This is a genomic window from Shinella sp. WSD5-1 (genome assembly GCF_963942435.1).
Taxonomy (GTDB): Bacteria; Pseudomonadota; Alphaproteobacteria; order Rhizobiales; family Rhizobiaceae; genus Shinella; species Shinella yambaruensis.
Genome location: NZ_OZ012596.1, coordinates 4,571,292 through 4,592,082, shown reverse-complemented (window position 1 = coordinate 4,592,082; position 20,791 = coordinate 4,571,292). Strand labels below are relative to the sequence as shown.

The following is a 20,791-nucleotide window of genomic DNA, read 5'->3' as shown; positions in this document are numbered from 1 at the left end:
TCAGCCTCCCTGCATGGGCGAGAGGATCTCGATGCGATCGCGTGCGCCGAGCGTGAAGCCGGCGCGGTCCTCGCGGTGCACCAGCTCGCCGTTGACCGCCGTCGCCAGCCATTCGCCCTCATAATCGAGAACGGAGAGGAGGTCGGCGAGCGTCGCGGCCGCGACCTCCTGTTCCTCGCCGTTGATGATGAAGGTCATGATGCCCTCCTTTCCGGTCGTGCCTGTTCTGCAAGAAGCCGCCGCGCGACCTCCGCCGCCATGGCGGGGGCCAGCAGGAAGCCGTGGCGATAGAGGCCGTTCACATGGAGCGTGCCATCATGCTCGCTCACGCGCGGCAGGTTGTCGGGATAGGCCGGGCGGATGCCGGCACCGGTTTCCGTGAGCCGCGCCTCGCCAAAGGCCGGGTGCAGCGTGTAGGCGGCGTTCAGCAGTTCCATGAGCGAGCGGGCGGTGATGCCGCCGCCGTCGGCGCTCTCGATCATGGTTGCGCCCACCATGAAACGGTTCCTTCCGCGCGGTACGACATAGATCGGATGGCGCGGATGCAGCAGGCGGACAGGGCGGGAGAGGTTGATCTCCGGGGTTTCCACATAGAGCATCTCGCCGCGCACGCCCCGGAGGTCCGGCAGCTGGCCGATCCGGGCCGCGCCGGTGCAGTCGACCACGCGGTCGTAGCGTGCCGCATCCGGCGTGCCGTCCGCGCCGAAGAGGAAGCGCATGCGCGCCTCCTCCAGCCCGGCGGTGAGGGCCGAGAGCGCCCGTTGCGGATCGAGATGGGCCTCCTGCCGGAAGAACAGGGCCTTGGGGAAGCGGCCGGCGAGATCCGGCTCCAGCTCGGCGATGGCCGCGGCATCCAGCCATTCCCAGCCGCTCGTGCGGCGGGCGAAGCGGTCGAGCTCCCCGGCATCGCGGCCGGCGGCAACGACCAGCGTTCCCTGGCGGCTGACATGGCCGGGCACGGCCGCCTCCCACCAGTCGGCGGCCGAGCGGCCGAGCGTGAGCACGGGCTCCTCCGCGCTCTCCCGCTCGCACCAGGGTGCCAGCATGCCGCCGGCAAAGCCGGAGGCCCCGAGGCCCACCTTTTCGGCGCGCTCGGTGATGGTGACGTCGAAACCGTGGCGATAGAGCTGCCAGGCGACCGTGAGGCCGGCAACGCCGGCCCCCTTGACGAGGACGCGCATGGTCATTCTCCGGCCGGGGCGCCGGCAAGCGGCATATAAAGGTCGCCGCCGTCGCGATATTTCGCCGCCATGGCCTCCAGTCCCTCCTTCTGCGCCTCGGCGCGGATATCGTGCGAGATGCGCATGGAGCAGAATTTCGGGCCGCACATGGAGCAGAAATGCGCCACCTTGTGCGCCTCCTTCGGCAGCGTCTCGTCGTGGAACGCGCGCGCGGTCTCCGGATCGAGCGAGAGGTTGAACTGGTCCTCCCAGCGGAACTCGAAGCGGGCGCGCGACAGCGCGTCGTCGCGGATCTTCGCCGCCGGATGGCCCTTGGCGAGGTCGGCGGCGTGGGCGGCGATCTTGTAGGTGATGACGCCGACCTTCACGTCGTCGCGGTCGGGCAGGCCGAGATGTTCCTTCGGCGTGACGTAGCAGAGCATGGCCGTGCCGAACCAGCCGATCATCGCGGCGCCGATGCCCGAGGTGATGTGGTCGTAGCCGGGGGCGATGTCGGTCGTCAGCGGCCCGAGCGTGTAGAAGGGCGCCTCGCCGCAGGTCCTCAGCTGCTTGTCCATGTTCTCCTTGATCTTGTGCATCGGCACATGGCCGGGGCCTTCGATCATCACCTGGCAATCCTTTGCCCACGCGATCTGCGTCAGCTCGCCGAGCGTTTCGAGTTCGGCGAACTGCGCGGCGTCGTTGGCGTCGGCGATCGAGCCGGGGCGGAGGCCATCGCCCAGCGAAAAGGAGACGTCATAGGCGCGGCAGATGTCGCAGATCTCCTCGAAATGCTCGTAGAGGAAGCTTTCCCGGTGGTGATGGAGACACCATTTGGCCATGATCGAGCCGCCGCGCGAGACGATGCCGGTGACGCGGTTCACGGTGAGCGGGATATAGGCGAGCCGCACGCCGGCATGGATGGTGAAATAGTCGACGCCCTGTTCGGCCTGCTCGATCAGCGTGTCGCGGAAGACCTCCCAGGTGAGGTCCTCGGCAATGCCGTTCACCTTCTCCAGCGCCTGGTAGAGCGGCACGGTGCCGATCGGGACCGGCGCATTGCGGATGATCCATTCGCGGATGTTGTGGATGTTGCGGCCGGTGGAAAGGTCCATGACCGTATCGCCGCCCCAGCGGATCGCCCAGACCATCTTCTCGACCTCTTCCGCCATGGAGGAGGTGACGGCGGAATTGCCGATATTGGCATTGATCTTCACCAGGAAATTCCGGCCGATGATCATCGGCTCGGCTTCCGGATGGTTGATGTTGGCCGGGATGATGGCCCGGCCGCTCGCGACTTCCTGGCGAACGAATTCCGGCGTGACGAAGTCGGGGATATGGGCACCGAAGCTCTCGCCGTCGCGGATGAGCGCCTCTTTGGCGGCCTTGCGGCCGAGGTTCTCGCGGATGGCGATGAATTCCATTTCCGGCGTGATGATGCCGGCGCGGGCATAGGCGAGCTGGGTGACGGCCTTGCCGTCCTTCGCCCGGCGCGGCCGGTTGCGCACGGGAAATTCCGGCGTCAGCCGTTCGCCGGAGGCAAAGCCGTTGTCTTCCGGGCGGATGTGGCGGCCTTCATAGTCCTCGGTGTCGCCGCGCGCCGCGACCCAGGCTTCGCGCAGCCGCGGCAGGCCGCTCTCGATCGAGACGACATGGGCGGGGTCGGTATAGGGGCCGGAGGCGTCGTAGACGATGACCGGCGGTTCGCCGGAGGTCGGGTGCAGCGCGATCTCGCGCATCGGCACGCGGATCTCCGGGTGCTGCTCGCCGGCTATGTGGATCTTTCGCGAGGCGGGAAGGGCGCCCGTCGTGACGGTGGGGGTGAGCTTCTGGGCGGCAATGTTCATCGTGAGGCTCCAAGTTTGCGGTTGGAGACCCAGTCCTAGAGCCGGAATGATGGAAGGACGCGTAGGCGGAATCCGGGTTGCGGATTTCGGGTTCTACAGCGCTTGCACCGTCCCTACGCCAGTATGAACTGGATCAGGTTCAACGGGTCACTGCGCTGCGAATGCCAGCAGTATCTCAGCCCCTTGTCGGGACCCCCCTGGTGAATGCCCTAAGCAAAGACGCTGCGTGGCGATTTGTCAACGGGGTAAAATATGTAAGAATAAGCTTACGTTATATTGCGCGAAACACGCTGCAGAAACGAGCCATGCAACCCATATGGCCGCTTGTTCCGTTTCTCGCGGCGCCCTCTCCTCGGTCATGCTCGGGCTTGACCCGAGCATCCATAGCCGCGGGCGGAACGTGGATCCTCGGCTCAAGGCCGAGGATGACGGCAGTGGGTGGAGGCAAACGGAAACGGCGGGGTTTTACCCCGCCGTTCTCTTTGAAATCCCTTGCGAAAACTACTCGCGTTCGCCGGTGAAATTCAGCAGGAGCTGGAAGATGTTGACGAAGTTCAGGTATAGCGAAAGCGCGCCGAACACGGCCATTTTCTGCTGCGATTCCTGGTCGATGTTCTCGGCATACTGTTCCTTGATGTTCTGCGTGTCCCAGGCGGTGAGGCCGACGAAGACGGCGATGCCGATCACGGAGATGGCGAACTGCAGTGCGGTCGAACCGAGGAAGATGTTGACGATCGAGGCGATGATGACGCCGATCAGGCCCATGATCAGGAACGAGCCGAACTTCGACAGGTCACGCTTCGTCACATAGCCGTAGAGGCTCGTCGTGCCGAACATGGTGGCGGCGATGAAGAAGGTGCGGGCGATGCTCGTACCGGTGAAGACGAGGAACACCGAGGCGAGCGACAGGCCCATGACGGCGCAGAAGGCCCAGAAGGTCATCTGCGCGGCGCTGGCCGACATCGTCTGGATCTTGAACGAGAAGAAGAAGACGAAGGCGAGCGGCGCCAGCATCACCACCCACTTCAGCGGCGAGGAGAAGATCGGCACGTAGAGGGCCGGCGTCGAGCCGACGATAAAGGCGACGAGGCCGGTGATGACGAGGCCTGCGCCCATGTAGTTGTAGACGCGCAGCATGTGCTGGCGCAGGCCCTCGTCGAAGAGGGCGGCCGACTGCGCCTGCGCGCCGTAGCCAAATCGCTGTTGTACGGGGTCCATCGAATGTCTCCTTCGGTTTGGAAGCGGTTGATCAGTAGAGCGTGCGCGAGAGATCGCGCGCGGTTTGCGCCAGGTCGTCGGCCTTGCGGCTTTCCGACACAAGCGCATAGGCGACGTCGCCGATCTGCCAGTAGGCGGCCCGGGCATTGTCGGCGTGGAAGAGCAGGACATGCTGCACGGCGAACGAGCCGGGGCGTACCGCGAACAGCGACAGGCGCTCGTCCTTGCGCGGTTCCAGCACCAGCTCGACGCTCGGGCCGTAGGCGGAGGGGAAGACCTGCGTGTCGATCACGCCCCAGCCCTTCGGCAGGTCCGGCAGCACGATCGCGGTTGCCGAGCGGATCTCGGCCGGATCGAAGGTCTCGGTCTCCGGCTGGGAGGCCATGGTGTCGCGCAGCAGCGTCGTCCTGTGCGCGCGCACGGCCTCCTCCACGAAGGCGGGCGGCGGCGTGGAGGCCACGACCTCGGTGGCGCCGAAGGGGCCGAGCACGGCATGGGCCGTCCAGCCGGCGGCAACGAACAGGGCGATGGCCGCGGCGCGGCGGAAGACGGAGAAGATGCGGCGGCGCGACAGCGAGCGCTCCAGAAGCCGCGCGGCCTCGCGCGTTTCCTGCCGGATCACCGTGCGATGGTCGGCGAGCGCCAGGCGAAGCTCGTCGCGCACGCGCAGGTCCTTCATGACCTGCGCCGCGACCTCCGGCCGTTCCGAAAGATAGGCCTCCACCTCGATGCGCCGGCCGACGGCGAGCTGCTCGTCGACATAGGCGTTGAGATCGGTTTCGAGAATGGGATCATTGCTTGTCATCGCCAGTGCCTCCGACGAGCCTGAGATGTGTGACGGGAGCGGCCGCGCCGCTCTGTTCGAAGGCGCGCAGCCGCTGGCGGGCGCGGGCGACGCGCGACATCAGCGTGCCGACCGGAATGCCCAGCGTTTCGGCCGCCTCCTGATAGGAAAGCTCCTCGATCGCGACGAGATGCAGGGCCTCGCGCTGGTCTTCCGGCAGGGCGAAGAAGGCGTTGCGCAACTGCGTCAGGCGCACCGAATGGTCCTGGTTCGCCGGGACGGACGCCTCCGCCAGTTCCGCCGCCGCATCGTGGCGGCGTTCCTGCGAGCGGCGCTGGCGCAGGCGGTCGACATGCGCATTGTGCAGGATCGACATCAGCCAGTTGCGCACGCTGGCGCCGGTGCGGAAGGTCGATTGTCGCTCATATGCCTTGACCAGCGCATCGTGCACCAGGTCCTCGGCCTCGTCCGGATTGCGCACGAGGGAGAGCGCGTAGCGCCTGAGCGCCGCGAGCTGTCCGATCACGTTGAAGCCGGGTGTCTTTCCGTTCATGCCCCAGTATACGAAAGCCGGGCGACGCCCATTCCATTCCTTCCGGAAAAAATTTCAGAGCCAGTGCAGCACGAGGGCGGCGAGCACGATGTAGCGGCCGAACTTGGCGATGGAAACGACGACCAGGAAGCGCAGGAAGGGTTCGCGCATGATGCCGGCCGCCACCGTCAGCGGATCGCCGATGACCGGCATCCAGCTGAAGAGCAGGCTCCACCAGCCGTATCTGCGATACCACCGCCCGGCCCGATCGAGGTGTCCGTCGCTGACCGGAAACCATCGTGACCCGCGAAACCGCTCGACGCCGCGGCCAAGCAGCCAGTTGACGACCGACCCCAGGATATTGCCGGTGCCGGCGACGAGGATCAGCAGCACGGGGGAATAGGTTCCGGTGGCCAGCAGGCCGCCGAGCACCGCTTCCGACTGGGCCGGCAGGATGGTGGCGGCGACGAGCGCGGCGAGGAAAAGGCCGCCATAGGCGGCAAGCGTGCTCATCGGGTCAGGGCGACAGCAAGGTTCTGGTGAGGGGGTGTTCGGGATCGGCGAGGCCGTCGACGATGTCGAAATGGTGCCGGTTCGGCTCGACGACGGTCGACGTCGCGGCGCCGAGGCCGGTCCAGATGTTGGTGAGCAGGGCGTTCTGGCGCAGGAACTCCGCCCGCTCCATGGCACCTGCCCAGCAGGTGAGCCGCGTGCCCTCGACAGGACGCAGCAGGGCCGGGCTCTCGGCGATGGCCTCCGCCTCGTCGATGTGCAGCCGTTCGTTCATGGCGGTATGCATGAGCGGGCGCAGGTCGTGCAGGCCGGAGAGCGAGAGGACGTGGCGGATGCGGGCGAGCGTTTCGGCGGAAAGCGGCGAGGGCTCCGACACCATGCGGCTGACGAGCTGGCCGCCCGCCGAATGGCCGATCAGGCGGAGCTCGCCGGCGACCAGTCCCGCCGCCGTTTCGATCGCCGCTGCGATCTCCCGCACGATGCCGCCGATGCGGATGGCCGGGCAGAGCGTGTAGGAGGGCATGGCGACGGCGTGGCCATGGGCGAGGGCGCCTGCGGCAAGGTGCGACCAGAAGCTTTTGTCGAGCCGCAGCCAGAAGCCGCCGTGCACGTAGACGACGAGGCCGCGTGGCGCGCCCTCGGGCAGGAAGAGGTCGAGGCGGTTGCGCTCGCCCTCGCCATAGGCAAGGTCGAGTCTTGCCCGGCCTTCGGCGGCAAGCGCCGTGCGCATCTGCTGCGCCGGTTCCACCCAGGCGGCGGGCCAGCGCGTGCCGCCCGGAATGTTGCCGCCGTTCTCGTAGGCGTCGTCCCAGTCGGTGATCCTGTAGCCGAACATGCCGTCCTCCGTTTTCAGACGCCGAGATAGCGGTCCTGCAGGTCGCGGGTAAAGGCCTGCGGCGGGCCGGAAAACACGGTGCGGCCCTTTTCCAGCACGCAGCAGCGATCGGTGAGCGGCAAGAGTTCCGAGAGCGTCTTGTCGACGACGAGGATCGACTGGCCCCCGGCCTTCAGCCGCCGGATCGCCGCCCAGATATCCTGCCGGATCACCGGCGCCAGTCCCTCGGTCGCCTCGTCGAGGATGAGGAGCTTCGGATTGGTCATCAGGGCACGGCCGATCGCCAGCATCTGCTGCTCGCCGCCGGACAGCGTATCGGCATATTGGCCCAGCCGCTCGCCGAGCCGGGGAAAGAGATCGACGACCTTCGCCAGTGTCCAGGCGCCGCGTCGGGCGGAGGCGAGGAGGTTCTCCTCGACCGTCAGGTTGGCGAAGCATCGGCGCCCCTCAGGCACCAGGCCGATGCCGAGCCGGGCGATGCGATGCGGCAGGAGGGAAGTCACGGTTTTGCCGCCGAAGGCGATGCGGCCGGCGCGGGCGGGCGTCAGGCCGAGGATCGAGCGGATCGTCGTCGTCTTGCCCATGCCGTTGCGGCCCATCAGCGCCACGACCTCGCCCTCGCCCACGGCCAGCGATACGCCGAACAGGGCTTGTGAAGCGCCGTAGAAGGTTTCGATCTCCTCAAGCACGAGCAGGCTCACGCGCGATCTCCCAGATAGGCCCGGCGCACCTCGGGGTCGTTGCGGATCTCGCTGACGCTGCCGGTCGTGATGATGCGGCCGTAGACCAGTACGGACACGCGGTCGGCAAGCGCGAAGACGGCGTCCATGTCGTGTTCCACCAGCAGGATCGGCGCTTCCTGGCGCAACCCGTCGAGAAAGCCGGTCAGCGTCTTCGAGCCTTCCGGTCCCATGCCGGCCATCGGCTCGTCGAGCAGGAAGGCTTTCGGCTCCATCGCAAGCGCAACGGCGATCTCGAGCTGTCGGCGTTCGCCGTGGGACAGCGCCGCGGCGGGCACGTTCGCCCGGTCGGCCAGGCCGACGCGCGACAGCATCCGCATTGCCGGTTCGGTGAGCGAGACGTCGCTCGCAACGGGGCGGAAGAAGCGCAGGCTCGTTCCCTGCCGCGCCTGCACGGCGAGCATGACGTTGCGCAGCGCGGAAAACTCCTGGGCGAGCGAGGATATCTGGAAGGTGCGGGCAAGGCCCATGCGGGCGCGCCGCGCCGTGTCGAGCATGGTGATGTCTGTGCCGAGGAAGCGGATGCTGCCGGCATCGGGCGCGAGCGCGCCGGAAATCTGGTTGATCAGCGTGCTCTTGCCCGCGCCGTTCGGGCCGATCAGCGCGTGGATCTCCCCGGACCTGAGATCGAGGCTCGCGCCGTTCGTCGCCTTCAGCGCGCCGAAGGATTTTTCGAGGTCTTTGACGTCGAGGACCGGTTCAACCATGGCGTGGCCTCCCGGCAAGAAGGCCGATCAGCCCACCGCGCGCGAAGAAGACGACGGCGAGCAGGACGAGGCCGAGGAAGAGCTGCCAGCGCTCCGTCAGGCCACCCAGCGCATATTCGAAGAGAACGTACAGCGCCGCGCCGGCCAACGGGCCGAACAGGCGGTTCTTACCGCCGAGGATGATCAGCACGATCAATTCGCCGGACATGTGCCAGGAGAGCATGGAAGGGCTGACGAAGCGGTTGAGATCGGCAAACAGCGCGCCGGCAAGGCCGGTGATCATGGCCGAGAGCACGAAGGCGACGAGACGGATCGCGAAGGGCGAGATCCCGATGGCGGCGAGCCTTGCCGGGTTCTGCCGCGCGGCCTCCAGCGCCGCGCCGAAGCGGGAGGCCCGCAGGCGGTGGAAGAGGAGAAGGCCCGCGAGCAGCAGCACGAAGACCACGACGAAATAGGGGAAGGGCTTTGCCGTGTTGAGGCCGGGAAAGCCGTTGCGCATGGAGAGCGACAGGCCGTCCTCTCCGCCATAGGCCGGCCAGGAGATCGCGAAATAATAGATCATCTGCGCGAAGGCGAGCGTGATCATGATGAAGTAGATGCCGGACGTGCGCAGGCTGACGAGGCCGATCGGCAGCGCGACGAGGCCGCAAAGGAGGATCGCGACGAGCCAGATGGCCGGCATGGCGGTCGTGCCCGGCAGGCCGAAGGCGACGGGCTCCATGTTGAAGGCATGGGTAGCCAGCACGCCGGCCACATAGCCGCCAAGGCCGAAGAAGGCGGCATGGCCGAAGGAGACGAGGCCGCCGAGCCCGAGCGCGATGTTGAGCCCGACCGCCGCCAGCGCCAGGATCGCGATGCGGGTGGCAAGCGTGATGTAGAAGGCCTCGCCGATGAAGAGCGCGGTGAGCGCGACGGCCGGCAGCAGGAGGGCGAGGAGGACGTTGACCGTCGTTTCGCGGGCTCCCATGGTCATGTTCTCGCCGAGAAAAGGCCGCTCGGCCGGAAGGCGAGGATGAGCGCCATCACGATATAGATGAGCATGGAGGCGAGCGCGGCGCCGACGGGACCGGCCTGCGTGGCCGGCATCATCAGCGCGAGCGCCTTGGGCAGCAGGAAACGGCCCATCGTATCGACGAGGCCGACGAGGATCGCGCCGATCAGCGCACCCTTGATCGAGCCGATGCCGCCGATCACGATGACGACGAAGGCGAGGATCAGCGCCGGCTCGCCCATGCCGACCTGCACCGATTGCAGCGCGCCGACCAGCGCGCCGGCAAGGCCGGCGAGCGCCGCCCCGAAGGCGAAGACGATCGTATAGAGCGAGCGGATGTCGATGCCGAGCGCGGCGATCATCTCGCGGTCGGATTCGCCGGCGCGGATGCGCATGCCGAGGCGGGTGCGGCCGATCAAAAGGTAAAGGCCGATGGCGACGATGACGCCGACACCGATGATGGCGAGGCGATAGAGCGGATATTGCCCGCCGCCGGGCAGCGTCACGGCGCCCTGCAGCAGGGGTGGGATAGCGAGATAGAGCGGAAAGGAGCCGAAGAGCCAGCGCGTACCCTCGGAGAAGATGAGGATCAGCGCGAAGGTGGCGAGTACCTGGTCGAGATGGTCGCGGGCATAGAGCCTGCGGATGATGGCGACCTCCATCAGTGCCCCGGCCGCCGCCGCCGCGGCAAGGCTTGCGACGAGGCCGAGCCAGAAGGAGCCGGTCGCGGCCGCGACCGCCGCGCAGGCGAAGGCGCCGACCATGTAGAGCGAGCCATGGGCAAGGTTGATCAGCCCCATCACGCCGAAGATCAGCGTCAGCCCGGCGGCAATGAGGAACAGCATCACGCCGAGCTGGAGCCCGTTCAAAAACTGTTCGATCAGGAGGGCGAGGGACAAGATGGCCGGTCCGGAAGGTCATGCGGGGACATCCGCCCGGGGGCGGATGTCCGGTCGCGGATTACATCGAGCACTTGTCGGCGTAGGCGTCGCCGTGATCGGTGAAGGCGGTGGCGATGATCTTGTTGGTCAGGACGTCGCCTTCCTTCACGACCTCGGTCACGTAGATGTCCTGGATCGGATGGTTGTTCGTGTTGAACTTGAATTTTCCGCGCACGGAAGCGAAATCCGCCTCCTTCAGCGCGGCGCGGAAGGCGTCCTTGTCCTTCACGCTCGCCTTGCCGATGGCCGAGAGGATGAGGTTGGCGGTGTCCCAGCTCTGCGCGGCATAGATCGACGGCAGGCGATTGTATTCCTTCTGGAAGGCCTCGACGAAGGCCTTGTTGGCGGGGTTGTCGAGGTCCTTCGCCCAGGTGCCGGAATTCTTGACGCCCAGCGCGGCATCGCCGATCGCCGGCAGCACGTCCTGGCTGAAGGAGAAGCCGGGGCCGGTGACGGGGATGGCGACGCCCGACTGGGCATATTGCTTCATGAAGGCGATGCCCATGCCGCCGGGCAGGAAGAAATAGACGGAATCGGCACCGGACGCGCGGATTTCCGCGATCTCGGCGGCATAGTCCGTCTGGCCGACCTGGGTATAGACCTCGCCGGCGAGCTCGCCCTTGTAGTAGCGCTTGAAGCCGGTCAGCGCGTCCTTGCCGGCCGGATAGTTCGGGGCGAGGATGAAGGTCTTCTTGTAGTCCTTGTTGTCGTATTCGCCCATCGCCTCGTGGAAGTTGTCGTTCTGGTAGGCGACGTTGAAATAGTTCGGATGGCAGTTCGCGCCGGCGAGCGCCGAGGGGCCGGCATTGGGCGAGAGATAGATGACGTCCTGCGCAACCGCGTTCGGCACCACGGCCATGGCGAGGTTCGACCAGATGATGCCCGTCATCAGGTCGACCTTGTCGCTCTGGATCATCTTCTCGGCGATCTGCACGGCAAGTTCCGGCTTCTGCGCGTCGTCTTCCACGACGAGCTCGATCTCGCTGTTGCCGGACTGCTTGATCGCCAGCTGGAAGGCGTCGCGCATGTCGACACCGAGGCCTGCGCCGCCGCCCGACAGCGTTGTGATGACGCCGATCTTCACCGGTTCCGCCTGGGCGATGCCCGCCGTCACGAGCACGAGAGCGGCCACGCCGCCCGCCAGAAACTTCCGCATGCTGTTCTCCCTCTGTCCTTCGGCCCGTTTTCGGGGCGTTTTTCGAGAAGAGAACCTTTCAGAGTTCCGCGATCAGCGCAACCGTGTGTTTTCGTTTCGCAATCGGAGAATTTTAGGAAGATCGGCGGCGGCCCGCAGGTTCGGGCCGTCCGCACGATCAGCGCCGCGGAGGAGGACGGCGGCTATCCTCCAGCCGGCAAGCCGGCCCATCCACCCGGTCAGCAGAGCGCCGACCGGTTCATCAGCATGATGTCGCTCGATGTCAGCGTCATGCGCGACGGTTCGTCGATCTGTTCCAGCACCGCGCGCAGCGCCTTGTCCAGGCAGAACTCGGCGATCTCGGCATCCAGCGACTTGGCGGATTCCAGTGCGAACGCGACGAGCCGCGCCAGCGCCATCAGTTCCGCTCCTCGGTCTTCTGTTTCAACGCTTTCGATTTTCATGTCCTGTGCCCCCCTGAGCAACGCTCACTTTCAGCCCCTGCGGCGAAGTATAGGCGTGACTCCGGGGCTATGCGCGTGACTCCAGCGTGACACACGCGGAATGGGAAACTGCACGTTTTCTCAGGCTATGGGTTGATCGGCAACGGAACGCCACAGGGATGTCGCCCGAAACGTCCAGTTTCCTCGTTTTACGGGGGTTTTTGCATCAAAATCGGTAAGGAGGTGCAGCAGGGCGAGGGCATCCGCGCGCTTCTGGTCCACGGCGGCTGCGTGGAGAAGTTGCAGAAGTCCCTTCCGGTTTGCCGCCGCGCCGGCTGATTTTATGACCGAGGACCAGGTCCGCTCCTTGTAGAAGAGCCTCCTTGCAGCGGTCCGAAGTGTTAATATGTCATACTTTTCAAGGGTTTCTTCCGCCTCCAGCCGATCGAGCGTCGCCTCGACATTGACGAGTGGAAGCGAGAGGGCGGGATAGCCGAGTTCGGCGGGACCGTGGAGCATGGCGACATCGGCGTCGTCGATGCGTCGGCCGCTGGCATAGTCCTCATAGATGCGGCCGATACCGACCATGCCGAACGTATCGCACTCGGCAGCGCGCAGCGCACCCATGCTGGCGGCGCCGAGGACGGTGACGCCTTGGTCCAGCGCATGGAGGATTTCCTTGTGCCAGACGGGTGCCACATGCTCGAAATTGCCGTCGACGACGCCGATGGCGGTGGCGCCCGCGCGCACGGCGGCCAAGACGTCGCCGTGGGCCGCCGGTGGGCGGACCTCGACGGCGTCGCCAGAAAGAGCGGCGGCATCGGGCAGGCTCGGGCCGGCAAAGAGGATCTTCATGTGGTTCCGAACAGCATGCGGGAGAGGGCGCGGGGGCCGACGGCATGCCGGCGTGCGCCTTCCGGGTTTTCAAGCGCCGGCACGACCATCTTGACGACGCGAACCGGCAGCGAGGCATCCCCGAGCGGCACGGCGACGATGGGCGTGATGCCGGATGCGCCGAGCCGTTCCACGCAATGGGAGAGCAGCGCGGCAGCGTCGCCCACGGGTGCGGGATAGGTTTTCGCCGCGCCCGGCCAAGCCTCGAAGAGGGCGAGGGTTTCCGGCGCCAGCGGCCGGGTGAAGGTCTCGGCGAAGAGATCGTCGCGCGCGCCGCTGATATAGGTGAGGCGCGATTGCGCGACTTCGGTGAGCGCGCGGATCACGGCGCGCGCGGCCACAGGATGGGTGCCGTAGCCGATGGTCGCATCGTGGAAGAGCGGCCGCTTCCTTGCGGCAAGGCCGGCATCGCCGAGCACGGCGGCGTAGGTGGGGATGGCAAGGTCGCTGGTGATGTCGAAGAGGCGCAGATCGAGCCCGGCCGTACGGAAACGGCCGGCCAGCGCCTCTATGAGCGGATCGGCGAAGCCGGCGGGATCGACGGCGGTCGCCTGGCGCTTCTCGCGTGGCAGCAGGCGCCACAGTCGGTCGGCGTCGCGCTCGATGCGTTCCAGGAGGCCGTGCAGGATCGCCTCGCTCTCCGAATTGCCGGAGGCAAGGCCGTCGGAGGATTGCCAGAAGCGTGGTGCCGCATCGGTCCTGTCGAGGCAGACGGCTTCGCGCGGAACCCAGATGGTCTCTCCCGTCACGATGTTGCGCCCGGCGAGCCAGTCGAAGGGCTCGTCTTCGGCAAGGAAGGCCTGTCCGCTCGCAACGAAGATGTCGAGCGGCAGGCAGGCTTCGCCGGCCGCCGCGAAATCGTGCCGTGCGGCCCGCCGCGCCGGCACAAGGGGCTCACCGGCAATCGAGCGCTCCAGCGCCTCCATGGCAGCGGAGACCTTCGCGTCGATATCGGTGATGCCCTTGCCCTGGTTGATGACGATCGAACGGGCATTGGGGCTGACGGCGTTCCAGACCGGGATGCCGACGTTGTCGAGCCCGGTCAGGCGGGACAGCCGCGTGATGCCGAACCGGGGCAGCAAGGCCTCGATCCGGCTCCACGTCTCATCGGGACTGCAGATGCGGTCCGAATAGGCGGTCACGCTGTGAGCCGGGCCGAGGCTCACTTGTCCATGAAGCCGCCGGAGGGGTCCATGAAACCGCCGGACGCATCCATGAAGCCGCCGGACACGGCATCTGCCGAAGTTGCGAGCGCGGCGAGGTTGACACCCTTGATCACCGATGCGCCGGCCTTGCGCAGATCATCGGCGGCCTTCAGCGCCCCCGTCGTGGGGGCGGCGATCTGCGTCACCGTGCCGGCATCGAGATCGGCGACCCAGAGGCCGTCGTCCCCCTGAATGCCCAGAACAACCAGTCTTGCCATGTCCACTTCCTCTCTCTTTGTGCCGGTCGCTAGAAGCCGGCTTTCTTCAATCCGTCGTAATAGTGCCTGCGCTGCCACTCTTCCTTGAAGGGCACGATCGCCATCCAGGAGTCGAGATCGAAATTCGGGTGGACGTCATAGGTGCGGCGGATGAATTGCCGCGCCTTCTTCATGTCGCCGAGCATGCTCCAGCTTGCCGCGGCGAGGCGGTCGGCCGGAGTGCGGTCCTTCATGCGGGCGATATAGTCGAGTGCCTGCTGGTAGAGGCCGAGCGAATAGCTGGCGCCGGCGGCGGTCCAGAAGTATTCGTCGGGCGGCAGCGGATTGAGGTCGATCGCCTGCTCGATCTTCTTGAGACCGACATCCGGCCGGGAGGCCTGCACCAGCGTATCGGCATAACTCGCGATGACATTGGCGTAGTGCGGGCTGAGTGCCTCGGCGCGGTTGAGATACGCGACGCTCTCGTCGAACTGGCGTGCATAGAGCTTGACGACGCCGAGCTCGCGGTAGCCGGAGGGCAGGCGGTCGTCGGCGCGGATGGTCTCTTCGGCGTGGCGCTCGGCCTGGCGCAGCAGGTCCTCGTCGCCGCGCGCCGTCACCAGCCATTCGAGGAAGTAGCTGCGGGCAAGGCCCCCGATCGCCGGGGCGAAGGCGCCATTGGCCTGCAGGGCCTCGCGAAAGCTCTTGCGGGCGCGGCGGATGTCTCGCAGGTCGAGGTTCTTCAGCTGGACCTGGCCGACAAGGAAACTGCGATAGGCGGCCGCGTCACGCTCGTAGTCGCCGCGCACCAGTTCGTTGCGCTCGATCTCGGTGGCGATCGCCCCGGCGATCTGGTGCGAAATCATCTGTCGCGAGCGGGCAAGGCCCTCGGCGGAGAGCGGGAAGCGCTCGGCCCAGATCACCTCGTCGCTGCCGAAGAAGATGAGCTGGGCGAAGAGCGTGTGATGGTCGCCCTCGTCGCGCAGCCGCGTTTCCAGGATGTAGCTGATCTTGTGGCGCTCGTAGGTGTCGGCCCTATCGGCCTGGAGCGAGATTTGCGCCGCGGTGTGCGGGGCGATGATCGAAATGGAGCGCAACGCACAGAGCCCGATCGTCACGTCCTCGATCAGCGCTTCGCTGAAGCGGGCGGCTGTACGGGCGGCGAGCGTGGTGACCGGCGGCAGCAACACGACACGCGGCGGGTTCTGCCGGGGGAGCGCTATGTCCGCCTCCTGCGGCGTCAGCACGCGGGCGGGCGGCTGGAGGGTCATGAGACTGGCGGGCACCGCCGTCCGGCCCGTCAGCACGGCACGCACCTCCTCGTCGTCCGGATTGCTTTCGAGCAGGCGCAGCGCGGCGGCGGCGCGGGCCTGGCGCGTACCGGCGCCGTCCGGCGCGTCCCCGTCGAGCAGGGCACTGCGCAGAAGGGCCATGTGCGCGGCCCGCTGCAGTACGATCCAGCTTGAAAGCGCCTGGTTGCCGGGCCTGACATATTTGAGGAAATCGTCGGTCAGGAGGCCGGCGAGCACGGAAAGCCCCGTACCGTCGCGCACCTTGTCGATATCGCTTTCGATGGCTTCCGGCCCGAGCGCGATCGTGGTGTCCGTGAAGGTGAGATAGGTCCGGTCCAGTTCCCGCTGGCGTTTCTGGGTCCGTGAAACGGTCTGCCGCAGGTTGGCGAAGGCGGCGGCGCTGTTGGCATCATCCCAGAAGAGATTTGCGGCATCCGCCCGCGGCATGCTGCTCACGCCGCGCGCCAGGAGATAACAAAGGATCAGAAGCGCCTTTTCGGGAAAGACGATATCGTTACCGCCCTCATCGAGCAGGCGCAGATGACCGAGCGTCTGCAGCCGCGCCGGCATGTGGGGTCAGATCCGCAGTTCCGGTGCGTTGTCCGCGCGTTCGCCCGCCTCGGTGGTAGCGCTTGCCTTGGAAAGTGCGGTTGCCAGCGCGATGATCGACTTGCGCACGCCCGCATCCTCGATCTTCAGGAAGGCGCGGTTGAGGTCGAGGCCTTCCTTGGAGGAGACGAAGGTGGAGACGTCGCCCGTCTCGTGCATGACGCCGGAGGTCGGCACGGCGCTATCTTCGTCCTGGAAGAAGAAGCTCGGCGGAACGCGGAACACGTCGGAGATCGCCTGGAGGCGGCTGGCGCTGATGCGGTTGGTGCCTTTCTCGTACTTCTGCACCTGCTGGAAGGTGACGCCGAGCCGGTCGGCAAGCGCTTCCTGACTCATGCCCACCATCAGCCTGCGCAGGCGGACGCGGGAACCGACGAAGACGTCGATCGGATTTGGTGTTTTCTTGATCATGAGACTTTCTCCCCTGAAAGACATGCCGGGGCATGGCGAGATACGCATATTCCGTCACTCTGCTTGAATCGCCTGTCCGATGCAACTGCTGCGAACCGGATTTCCTTGCTACCGTAACGTGAGGTAGCGTGCACTTCAGATATCGTAGCTTTGCGGCGCGCTGAGGGAGGCGATGAACTTTTTCGTGCGCTCGCGCTCCGGCGTGGAGAAGATGGCGCGCGGCGGCCCCTCCTCGACGACGACGCCGCCATCGAGGAAGACGACCGTGTCGGCAACGCGCGAGGCGAGGCGCAGGTCGTGCGTCGCCATGACCATCGTCGTGCCCTCGCGCGCAAGCCGGCTCAGCACTTCGACCACCTCTTCCGCAAGCTCGGGGTCGAGCGCGGAGGTCGGCTCGTCGCAGAGCAGGACGCGCGGCGAAGGGGCGAGCGCGCGGGCGATGGCGACGCGCTGCTGCTGGCCGCCCGACAAGGTCGCCGGCCAGGCATCGGCCTTGTGTGCCATGCCGACCTTCTCGAGCAGTTCCATCGCGCGGGCGCGCGCCTTGTCGGCCGGCCATTTCAGGACCGTGACGAGGCCTTCCATCACGTTGGCGATGGCGGTCTGGTGCGGGAAGAGCTGGAAGTTCTGGAAGACCATGCCGGTCTGGCGACGTAGTTTCTGCACGGCGTCCCAGCCCACCTTTCGGCCGGGGGCGAAATCGATCGTCTCGCTGCCGAGCTTGATGGAGCCCGAGGTCGGCGTCTCGAGCAGGTTGATGCATCGCAGCAGCGTGCTCTTGCCGCCGCCCGAAGGGCCCACCAGCGCCGTCACCGTGCCCTCCGGCAGGACGAGGCTGATGTCGCGCAGCACATGGTTGTCGCCGAAGCGTTTTTCGATGTGGCTGAGTTCGATCATGTACGGGCCTCCAGGAAGCCGCCATAGCGGGCGAAGCGCCTTTCCAGCCGAACCTGCAGGGCCGACAGCACGGAACTGAGCGCGAGATAGATCAGCGCCGCCTCGATGTAGAGGATCAGTGGCTCGTAGGTCGTGGCGACGATGCGCTGCGCCGTCTGGAAGAGTTCCGGCACGGTGACGGCGGCGGCGAGCGAGGTGTCCTTCACCAGCGAGATGAAGGTGTTCGACAGCGGCGGCACGGCGACGCGCGTCGCCTGCGGCAGGATGGTGCGGCGCATGGCCTGCGACCAGCTCATGCCGATCGAATAGGCCGCTTCCCACTGGCCGCGCGGCACGGAGGCGATGACGGCGCGGATGATCTCCGACGTATAGGCCCCGACATTCAGCGTGAAGCCGATGAGGGCGGCCGGGAAGGCATCGAGCAGGATACCGACGCTCGGCAGGCCGTAGAAGATGACGAAGAGCTGCACGAGAAGCGGCGTGCCGCGGATCACCCAGACATAGAAGCGGGCGACGGCGACGAGCGGGCGCGGCCCGAACAGCCGCGCGATGGCCGTGACGAGGCCGAGCGTCAGCCCGAGCACGAAGGAGAGCAAGGTGAGCGGAATGGTGAAGACGAGCGCGGCCCACAGCAGGGGGACAAGCGAATCCAGCATCAGTTGAAGCCACGGCGGCACGGGAAAAACCTCCGGAAATGCGGCTGGCCGGGGTGATCCCCGGCCAGGTCGTGGTTTTATCTATAGTCGAGGAGCGGGCCGCCGCGAAGCGGTCCCCGGGCAGGATTTACTTCGAGACGTCCTGGCCGAAATACTTGTCCGAGATCGCCTGGTACGTGCCGTCGGCCTTGATGTCGGCAAGCGCCTTGTTGATCGCGTCCAGCAGCTCCGGCTCGCCCTTGCGGATGATCACGCCGGAATAGTCGGCGTTTTCCTGTTCGGCGGCGATCTTCACATTGGCATCGGGCTTGTGCTTCTTGAAGTCGAGGAAGGACAGGCTGTCGTTGATCGTCGCGTCGGCGCGGCCGGTCAGGACGAGCTGGATCGACTGGTCGAAGCCGTCGGTGCCGACGAGCTCGGCGCCGGCGCCTTCAGCGATCCTGCCGAAATTGGAGGTCAGCGACTGGGCGGATTTCTTGCCCTTGAGGTCGGCGAATCCCTTGATGCTGTCGTCGTCGGCACGCACGATCAGCACGGCCTTGGAGGCGATGTAGGGCTCGGAGAAGTCGTATTTCTGCTTGCGCGCCTCGGTGATGCCGACCTGGTTGATCACGGCGTCGTAGCGGTTTGCATCGAGGCCGGCGATGAGGCCGTCCCACTTGCCTTCCAGGAACTCGGCCTTGACGCCGAGCTTCTTGGCGATGGCCTCGCCGATCTCGACGTCGAAGCCGACCAGCTTGCCGTCGGTGTCGTGGTAGGTGAAGGGCGCATAGGTGCCTTCGGTGCCGATCTTCAGCGCGCCGGCGGCCTGCACGGCCGCGAGGTTTTCCCCCGCATGGGCCGGGGCGAGAATGGCGGCTTGGAGCGCCGCAGCGGCGGCGAGGGTCTTCAACCAGTTCATCTTGGAACTCCGTTTCTGGCTCAAGTGTTCGATGGGGCGATAGATCGCAGAAATCGGTGCAAAACGATGGGCAGAAAACTGCGAATAAAAACGGCAAATGCGAATATTTTTCTCATTTTCCGCTGCCTTCAGGCGGAGAAGGGCGCGTTTCGCTTTAAAAATCCGGCCCGCTGCGCGGGCTGCGGCCTTTGTGCATTTCGTGTTTTTAGGGGCTTGCCAAGCGGGAAAACAGGGACAATTGATGTGGCACCCAAAATAACAACCGGGGAAGGAAAACAAAATGGCAAACAGACTCATTGGCTTTCGTGCGGCTCTTCTTGCGGGCGCAATCCTGCTGGGCGCCGGTCCGGCTCTTGCAGAAGCGGTGCTTCACCGCGGCAATGCCGGCGAACCGCAGACCCTCGACCAGGCGCACACTTCCATCAACATCGAGGAGTTCATCCTCAAGGACCTCTACGAGGGCCTGACGATCTATGACGCGTCCGGCAAGATCGTTCCCGGCGCCGCGGAAAGCTGGACCGTCTCCGACGACGGCACGGTCTATACGTTCAAGCTGCGCGAGAACGCGAAGTGGTCGGACGGTTCCCCGGTGACGGCGGAAGACTTCGTCTTCTCCTTCACCCGCGTGGAAGACCCGAAGACCGCGGCGGGCTATGCCAATATCCTCTATCCGATCAAGAACGCGGAAAAGGTCAACAAGGGTGAGCTCGGCCTCGACCAGCTCGGCCTCAAGGCCGTCGATGCCACGACGCTGGAAGTGACGCTGGAGCGGCCGACGCCCTTCTTCCTCGAGCTGCTTGCGCACCAGACGGCGCTTCCGGTCTCCAAGGCCAGCGTCGAGAAGAACGGCGCCGACTTCGTCAAGCCCGGCACGATGGTGTCGAACGGCGCCTTCAAGCTGGTCAGCCATGTCCCGAACGACAACCTGGTCGTCGAGAAGAACGAGAACTATTGGGATGTCGCGAACGTCAAGCTCGACAAGGTGATCTTCTACCCGATCGACGACCAGGCCGCTTCGGTCCGGCGCTTCGAGGCGAAGGAAATGGACCTCGTCTACAACTTCTCCGCCGACCAGATCGAGCGGCTGAAGGCGAGCTATGGCGAGCAGGTCCATGTCTCGCCGACGCTGGCGACCTACTACTACGCCTTCGACACCCGACAGGAGCCCTACAGCGACGTCAACGTGCGCCGCGCGCTCTCCATGGCTGTCGACCGCGACTTCCTGGCCAAGGAAATCTATTCGGGCTCGCAGCTCCCGGCCTATTCCATGGTGCCCCCCGGCATGGAAGGCTATGAGCCGGCGACCGCCGATTTCGGCGCGCTTTCGCAGCTCGACCGCGAGGATGAGGCGCTCAAGCTGATGAAGGAGGCCGGCTACGGCGAGGGCGGCAAGCCGTTGAAGATCGAGATCCGCTACAACACCAACCCGAACCACGAGCGCGTGGCGACGGCCGTTGCCGACATGTGGAAGAACACCTTCGGCGCGGACGTCTCGATGGTGAACCTCGACGTCTCCTCGCACTACGCCTACCTGCAGGAAGGTGGCGCGTTCAACGTGGCGCGTGCCGGCTGGGTCGCCGACTACGCGGATGCGGAGAACTTCCTGGCGCTCAGCGTCAGCACCAACAAGACCTTCAACTATGGCAAGTTCAACAATGTCGAGTATGACGCGCTCATGAAGCAGTCGTACGAGGAGCGGGACCCGGCAATGCGCGCCAAGGTGCTGCACGAGGCGGAAGCCCTTCTCATGAAGGAACAGCCGATCGCCCCGCTCCTGACACAGGCCGATCTGTGGCTCGTCTCCAGCAAGGTTCAGGGTTGGCAGGACAATGCCGCCAACCAGCACCTGAGCCGCTTCCTCAGCGTTTCGGAATGATCCGGCG

The 20,791-nt window shown here is 65.9% G+C and carries 23 protein-coding genes and 1 riboswitch; of the genes, 1 reads left to right on the top strand and 22 read right to left on the bottom strand.

Annotated elements, in window-relative coordinates:
- The 22 genes from thiS to AABQ55_RS22445 all read right to left on the bottom strand — a co-directional run bounded on the left by thiS (nucleotide 1) and on the right by AABQ55_RS22445 (nucleotide 18,908).
- Nucleotides 1-198, bottom strand: a complete 198-nt coding sequence (gene thiS, locus AABQ55_RS22550) for a sulfur carrier protein ThiS (protein ID WP_272806665.1) — start codon at nucleotides 196-198, stop codon at nucleotides 1-3.
- Nucleotides 195-1,181 (bottom strand): glycine oxidase ThiO, encoded by a 987-nt coding sequence (gene thiO, locus AABQ55_RS22545; RefSeq protein ID WP_272806664.1) that lies wholly within the window; start codon nucleotides 1,179-1,181, stop codon nucleotides 195-197. Before thiO ends, thiS begins: the two co-directional genes overlap by 4 nt.
- 2 nt (nucleotides 1,182-1,183) lie before the next feature.
- Nucleotides 1,184-3,007, bottom strand: a complete 1,824-nt coding sequence (gene thiC, locus AABQ55_RS22540; protein WP_272806663.1) for a phosphomethylpyrimidine synthase ThiC — start codon at nucleotides 3,005-3,007, stop codon at nucleotides 1,184-1,186.
- A 92-nt stretch (nucleotides 3,008-3,099) separates the two neighbouring features.
- Nucleotides 3,100-3,216, bottom strand: a riboswitch (TPP riboswitch).
- A 292-nt stretch (nucleotides 3,217-3,508) separates the two neighbouring features.
- Nucleotides 3,509-4,225, bottom strand: a complete 717-nt coding sequence (locus tag AABQ55_RS22535) for a Bax inhibitor-1/YccA family protein (RefSeq protein ID WP_064331329.1) — start codon at nucleotides 4,223-4,225, stop codon at nucleotides 3,509-3,511.
- Nucleotides 4,226-4,256: 31 nt separating this feature from the next.
- On the bottom strand, nucleotides 4,257-5,030 hold the full coding sequence (locus tag AABQ55_RS22530) for an anti-sigma factor family protein (protein WP_272806662.1): 774 nt from the start codon (nucleotides 5,028-5,030) through the stop codon (nucleotides 4,257-4,259).
- Nucleotides 5,017-5,562, bottom strand: coding sequence for a sigma-70 family RNA polymerase sigma factor (locus tag AABQ55_RS22525; RefSeq protein WP_244768125.1), 546 nt, complete (start codon nucleotides 5,560-5,562; stop codon nucleotides 5,017-5,019). Before AABQ55_RS22525 ends, AABQ55_RS22530 begins: the two co-directional genes overlap by 14 nt.
- A gap of 54 nt (nucleotides 5,563-5,616) precedes the next feature.
- Nucleotides 5,617-6,054 carry a YqaA family protein gene (locus tag AABQ55_RS22520; protein ID WP_272806661.1) on the bottom strand — a complete coding sequence of 146 codons (438 nt, stop codon included), beginning with the start codon at nucleotides 6,052-6,054 and terminating at the stop codon, nucleotides 5,617-5,619.
- A gap of 4 nt (nucleotides 6,055-6,058) precedes the next feature.
- Nucleotides 6,059-6,889, bottom strand: a complete 831-nt coding sequence (locus AABQ55_RS22515) for an alpha/beta hydrolase (protein ID WP_272806660.1) — start codon at nucleotides 6,887-6,889, stop codon at nucleotides 6,059-6,061.
- 14 nt (nucleotides 6,890-6,903) lie between these two features.
- A complete protein-coding gene (locus AABQ55_RS22510; protein WP_272806659.1) occupies nucleotides 6,904-7,590 on the bottom strand; it encodes an ABC transporter ATP-binding protein in 687 nt (228 codons plus the stop codon).
- Entirely contained in the window at nucleotides 7,587-8,336 is a 750-nt protein-coding gene (locus AABQ55_RS22505; RefSeq protein ID WP_272806658.1) for an ABC transporter ATP-binding protein, read from the bottom strand. The genes AABQ55_RS22510 and AABQ55_RS22505 overlap by 4 nt, the downstream gene beginning before the upstream one ends.
- Nucleotides 8,329-9,303 carry a branched-chain amino acid ABC transporter permease gene (locus tag AABQ55_RS22500; RefSeq protein ID WP_272807519.1) on the bottom strand — a complete coding sequence of 325 codons (975 nt, stop codon included), beginning with the start codon at nucleotides 9,301-9,303 and terminating at the stop codon, nucleotides 8,329-8,331. Before AABQ55_RS22500 ends, AABQ55_RS22505 begins: the two co-directional genes overlap by 8 nt.
- 2 nt (nucleotides 9,304-9,305) lie before the next feature.
- Nucleotides 9,306-10,226, bottom strand: a complete 921-nt coding sequence (locus tag AABQ55_RS22495) for a branched-chain amino acid ABC transporter permease (RefSeq protein ID WP_272806657.1) — start codon at nucleotides 10,224-10,226, stop codon at nucleotides 9,306-9,308.
- 61 nt (nucleotides 10,227-10,287) lie between these two features.
- Nucleotides 10,288-11,424, bottom strand: a complete 1,137-nt coding sequence (locus AABQ55_RS22490) for an ABC transporter substrate-binding protein (protein WP_272806656.1) — start codon at nucleotides 11,422-11,424, stop codon at nucleotides 10,288-10,290.
- A 218-nt stretch (nucleotides 11,425-11,642) separates the two neighbouring features.
- Complete coding sequence (locus AABQ55_RS22485) at nucleotides 11,643-11,867, bottom strand: hypothetical protein (RefSeq protein ID WP_244768132.1); 225 nt, start codon at nucleotides 11,865-11,867, stop codon at nucleotides 11,643-11,645.
- 120 nt (nucleotides 11,868-11,987) lie between these two features.
- Nucleotides 11,988-12,701 carry a TfuA-like protein gene (locus AABQ55_RS22480; RefSeq protein ID WP_272806655.1) on the bottom strand — a complete coding sequence of 238 codons (714 nt, stop codon included), beginning with the start codon at nucleotides 12,699-12,701 and terminating at the stop codon, nucleotides 11,988-11,990.
- Nucleotides 12,698-13,882 (bottom strand): YcaO-like family protein, encoded by a 1,185-nt coding sequence (locus AABQ55_RS22475; protein ID WP_272806654.1) that lies wholly within the window; start codon nucleotides 13,880-13,882, stop codon nucleotides 12,698-12,700. Before AABQ55_RS22475 ends, AABQ55_RS22480 begins: the two co-directional genes overlap by 4 nt.
- Before the next feature lie 20 nt (nucleotides 13,883-13,902).
- Nucleotides 13,903-14,163, bottom strand: coding sequence for a hypothetical protein (locus AABQ55_RS22470; RefSeq protein ID WP_244768135.1), 261 nt, complete (start codon nucleotides 14,161-14,163; stop codon nucleotides 13,903-13,905).
- A gap of 29 nt (nucleotides 14,164-14,192) precedes the next feature.
- On the bottom strand, nucleotides 14,193-16,004 hold the full coding sequence (locus AABQ55_RS22465) for a hypothetical protein (protein WP_272806653.1): 1,812 nt from the start codon (nucleotides 16,002-16,004) through the stop codon (nucleotides 14,193-14,195).
- A 6-nt stretch (nucleotides 16,005-16,010) separates the two neighbouring features.
- Complete coding sequence (locus tag AABQ55_RS22460; RefSeq protein ID WP_244768137.1) at nucleotides 16,011-16,454, bottom strand: helix-turn-helix domain-containing protein; 444 nt, start codon at nucleotides 16,452-16,454, stop codon at nucleotides 16,011-16,013.
- Nucleotides 16,455-16,589: 135 nt separating this feature from the next.
- Nucleotides 16,590-17,351 carry an amino acid ABC transporter ATP-binding protein gene (locus AABQ55_RS22455; RefSeq protein ID WP_272806652.1) on the bottom strand — a complete coding sequence of 254 codons (762 nt, stop codon included), beginning with the start codon at nucleotides 17,349-17,351 and terminating at the stop codon, nucleotides 16,590-16,592.
- On the bottom strand, nucleotides 17,348-18,028 hold the full coding sequence (locus AABQ55_RS22450) for an amino acid ABC transporter permease (RefSeq protein WP_272806651.1): 681 nt from the start codon (nucleotides 18,026-18,028) through the stop codon (nucleotides 17,348-17,350). Before AABQ55_RS22450 ends, AABQ55_RS22455 begins: the two co-directional genes overlap by 4 nt.
- A gap of 106 nt (nucleotides 18,029-18,134) precedes the next feature.
- Nucleotides 18,135-18,908: an amino acid ABC transporter substrate-binding protein gene (locus tag AABQ55_RS22445; RefSeq protein WP_272806650.1), complete on the bottom strand. Its 774-nt coding sequence runs from the start codon at nucleotides 18,906-18,908 to the stop codon at nucleotides 18,135-18,137.
- A 280-nt stretch (nucleotides 18,909-19,188) separates the two neighbouring features.
- On the opposite strand from AABQ55_RS22445, the gene AABQ55_RS22440 reads away from it, so the two are divergent.
- Entirely contained in the window at nucleotides 19,189-20,784 is a 1,596-nt protein-coding gene (locus tag AABQ55_RS22440) for a peptide ABC transporter substrate-binding protein (protein ID WP_272806649.1), read from the top strand.
- Nucleotides 20,785-20,791 lie beyond the last annotated feature (7 nt).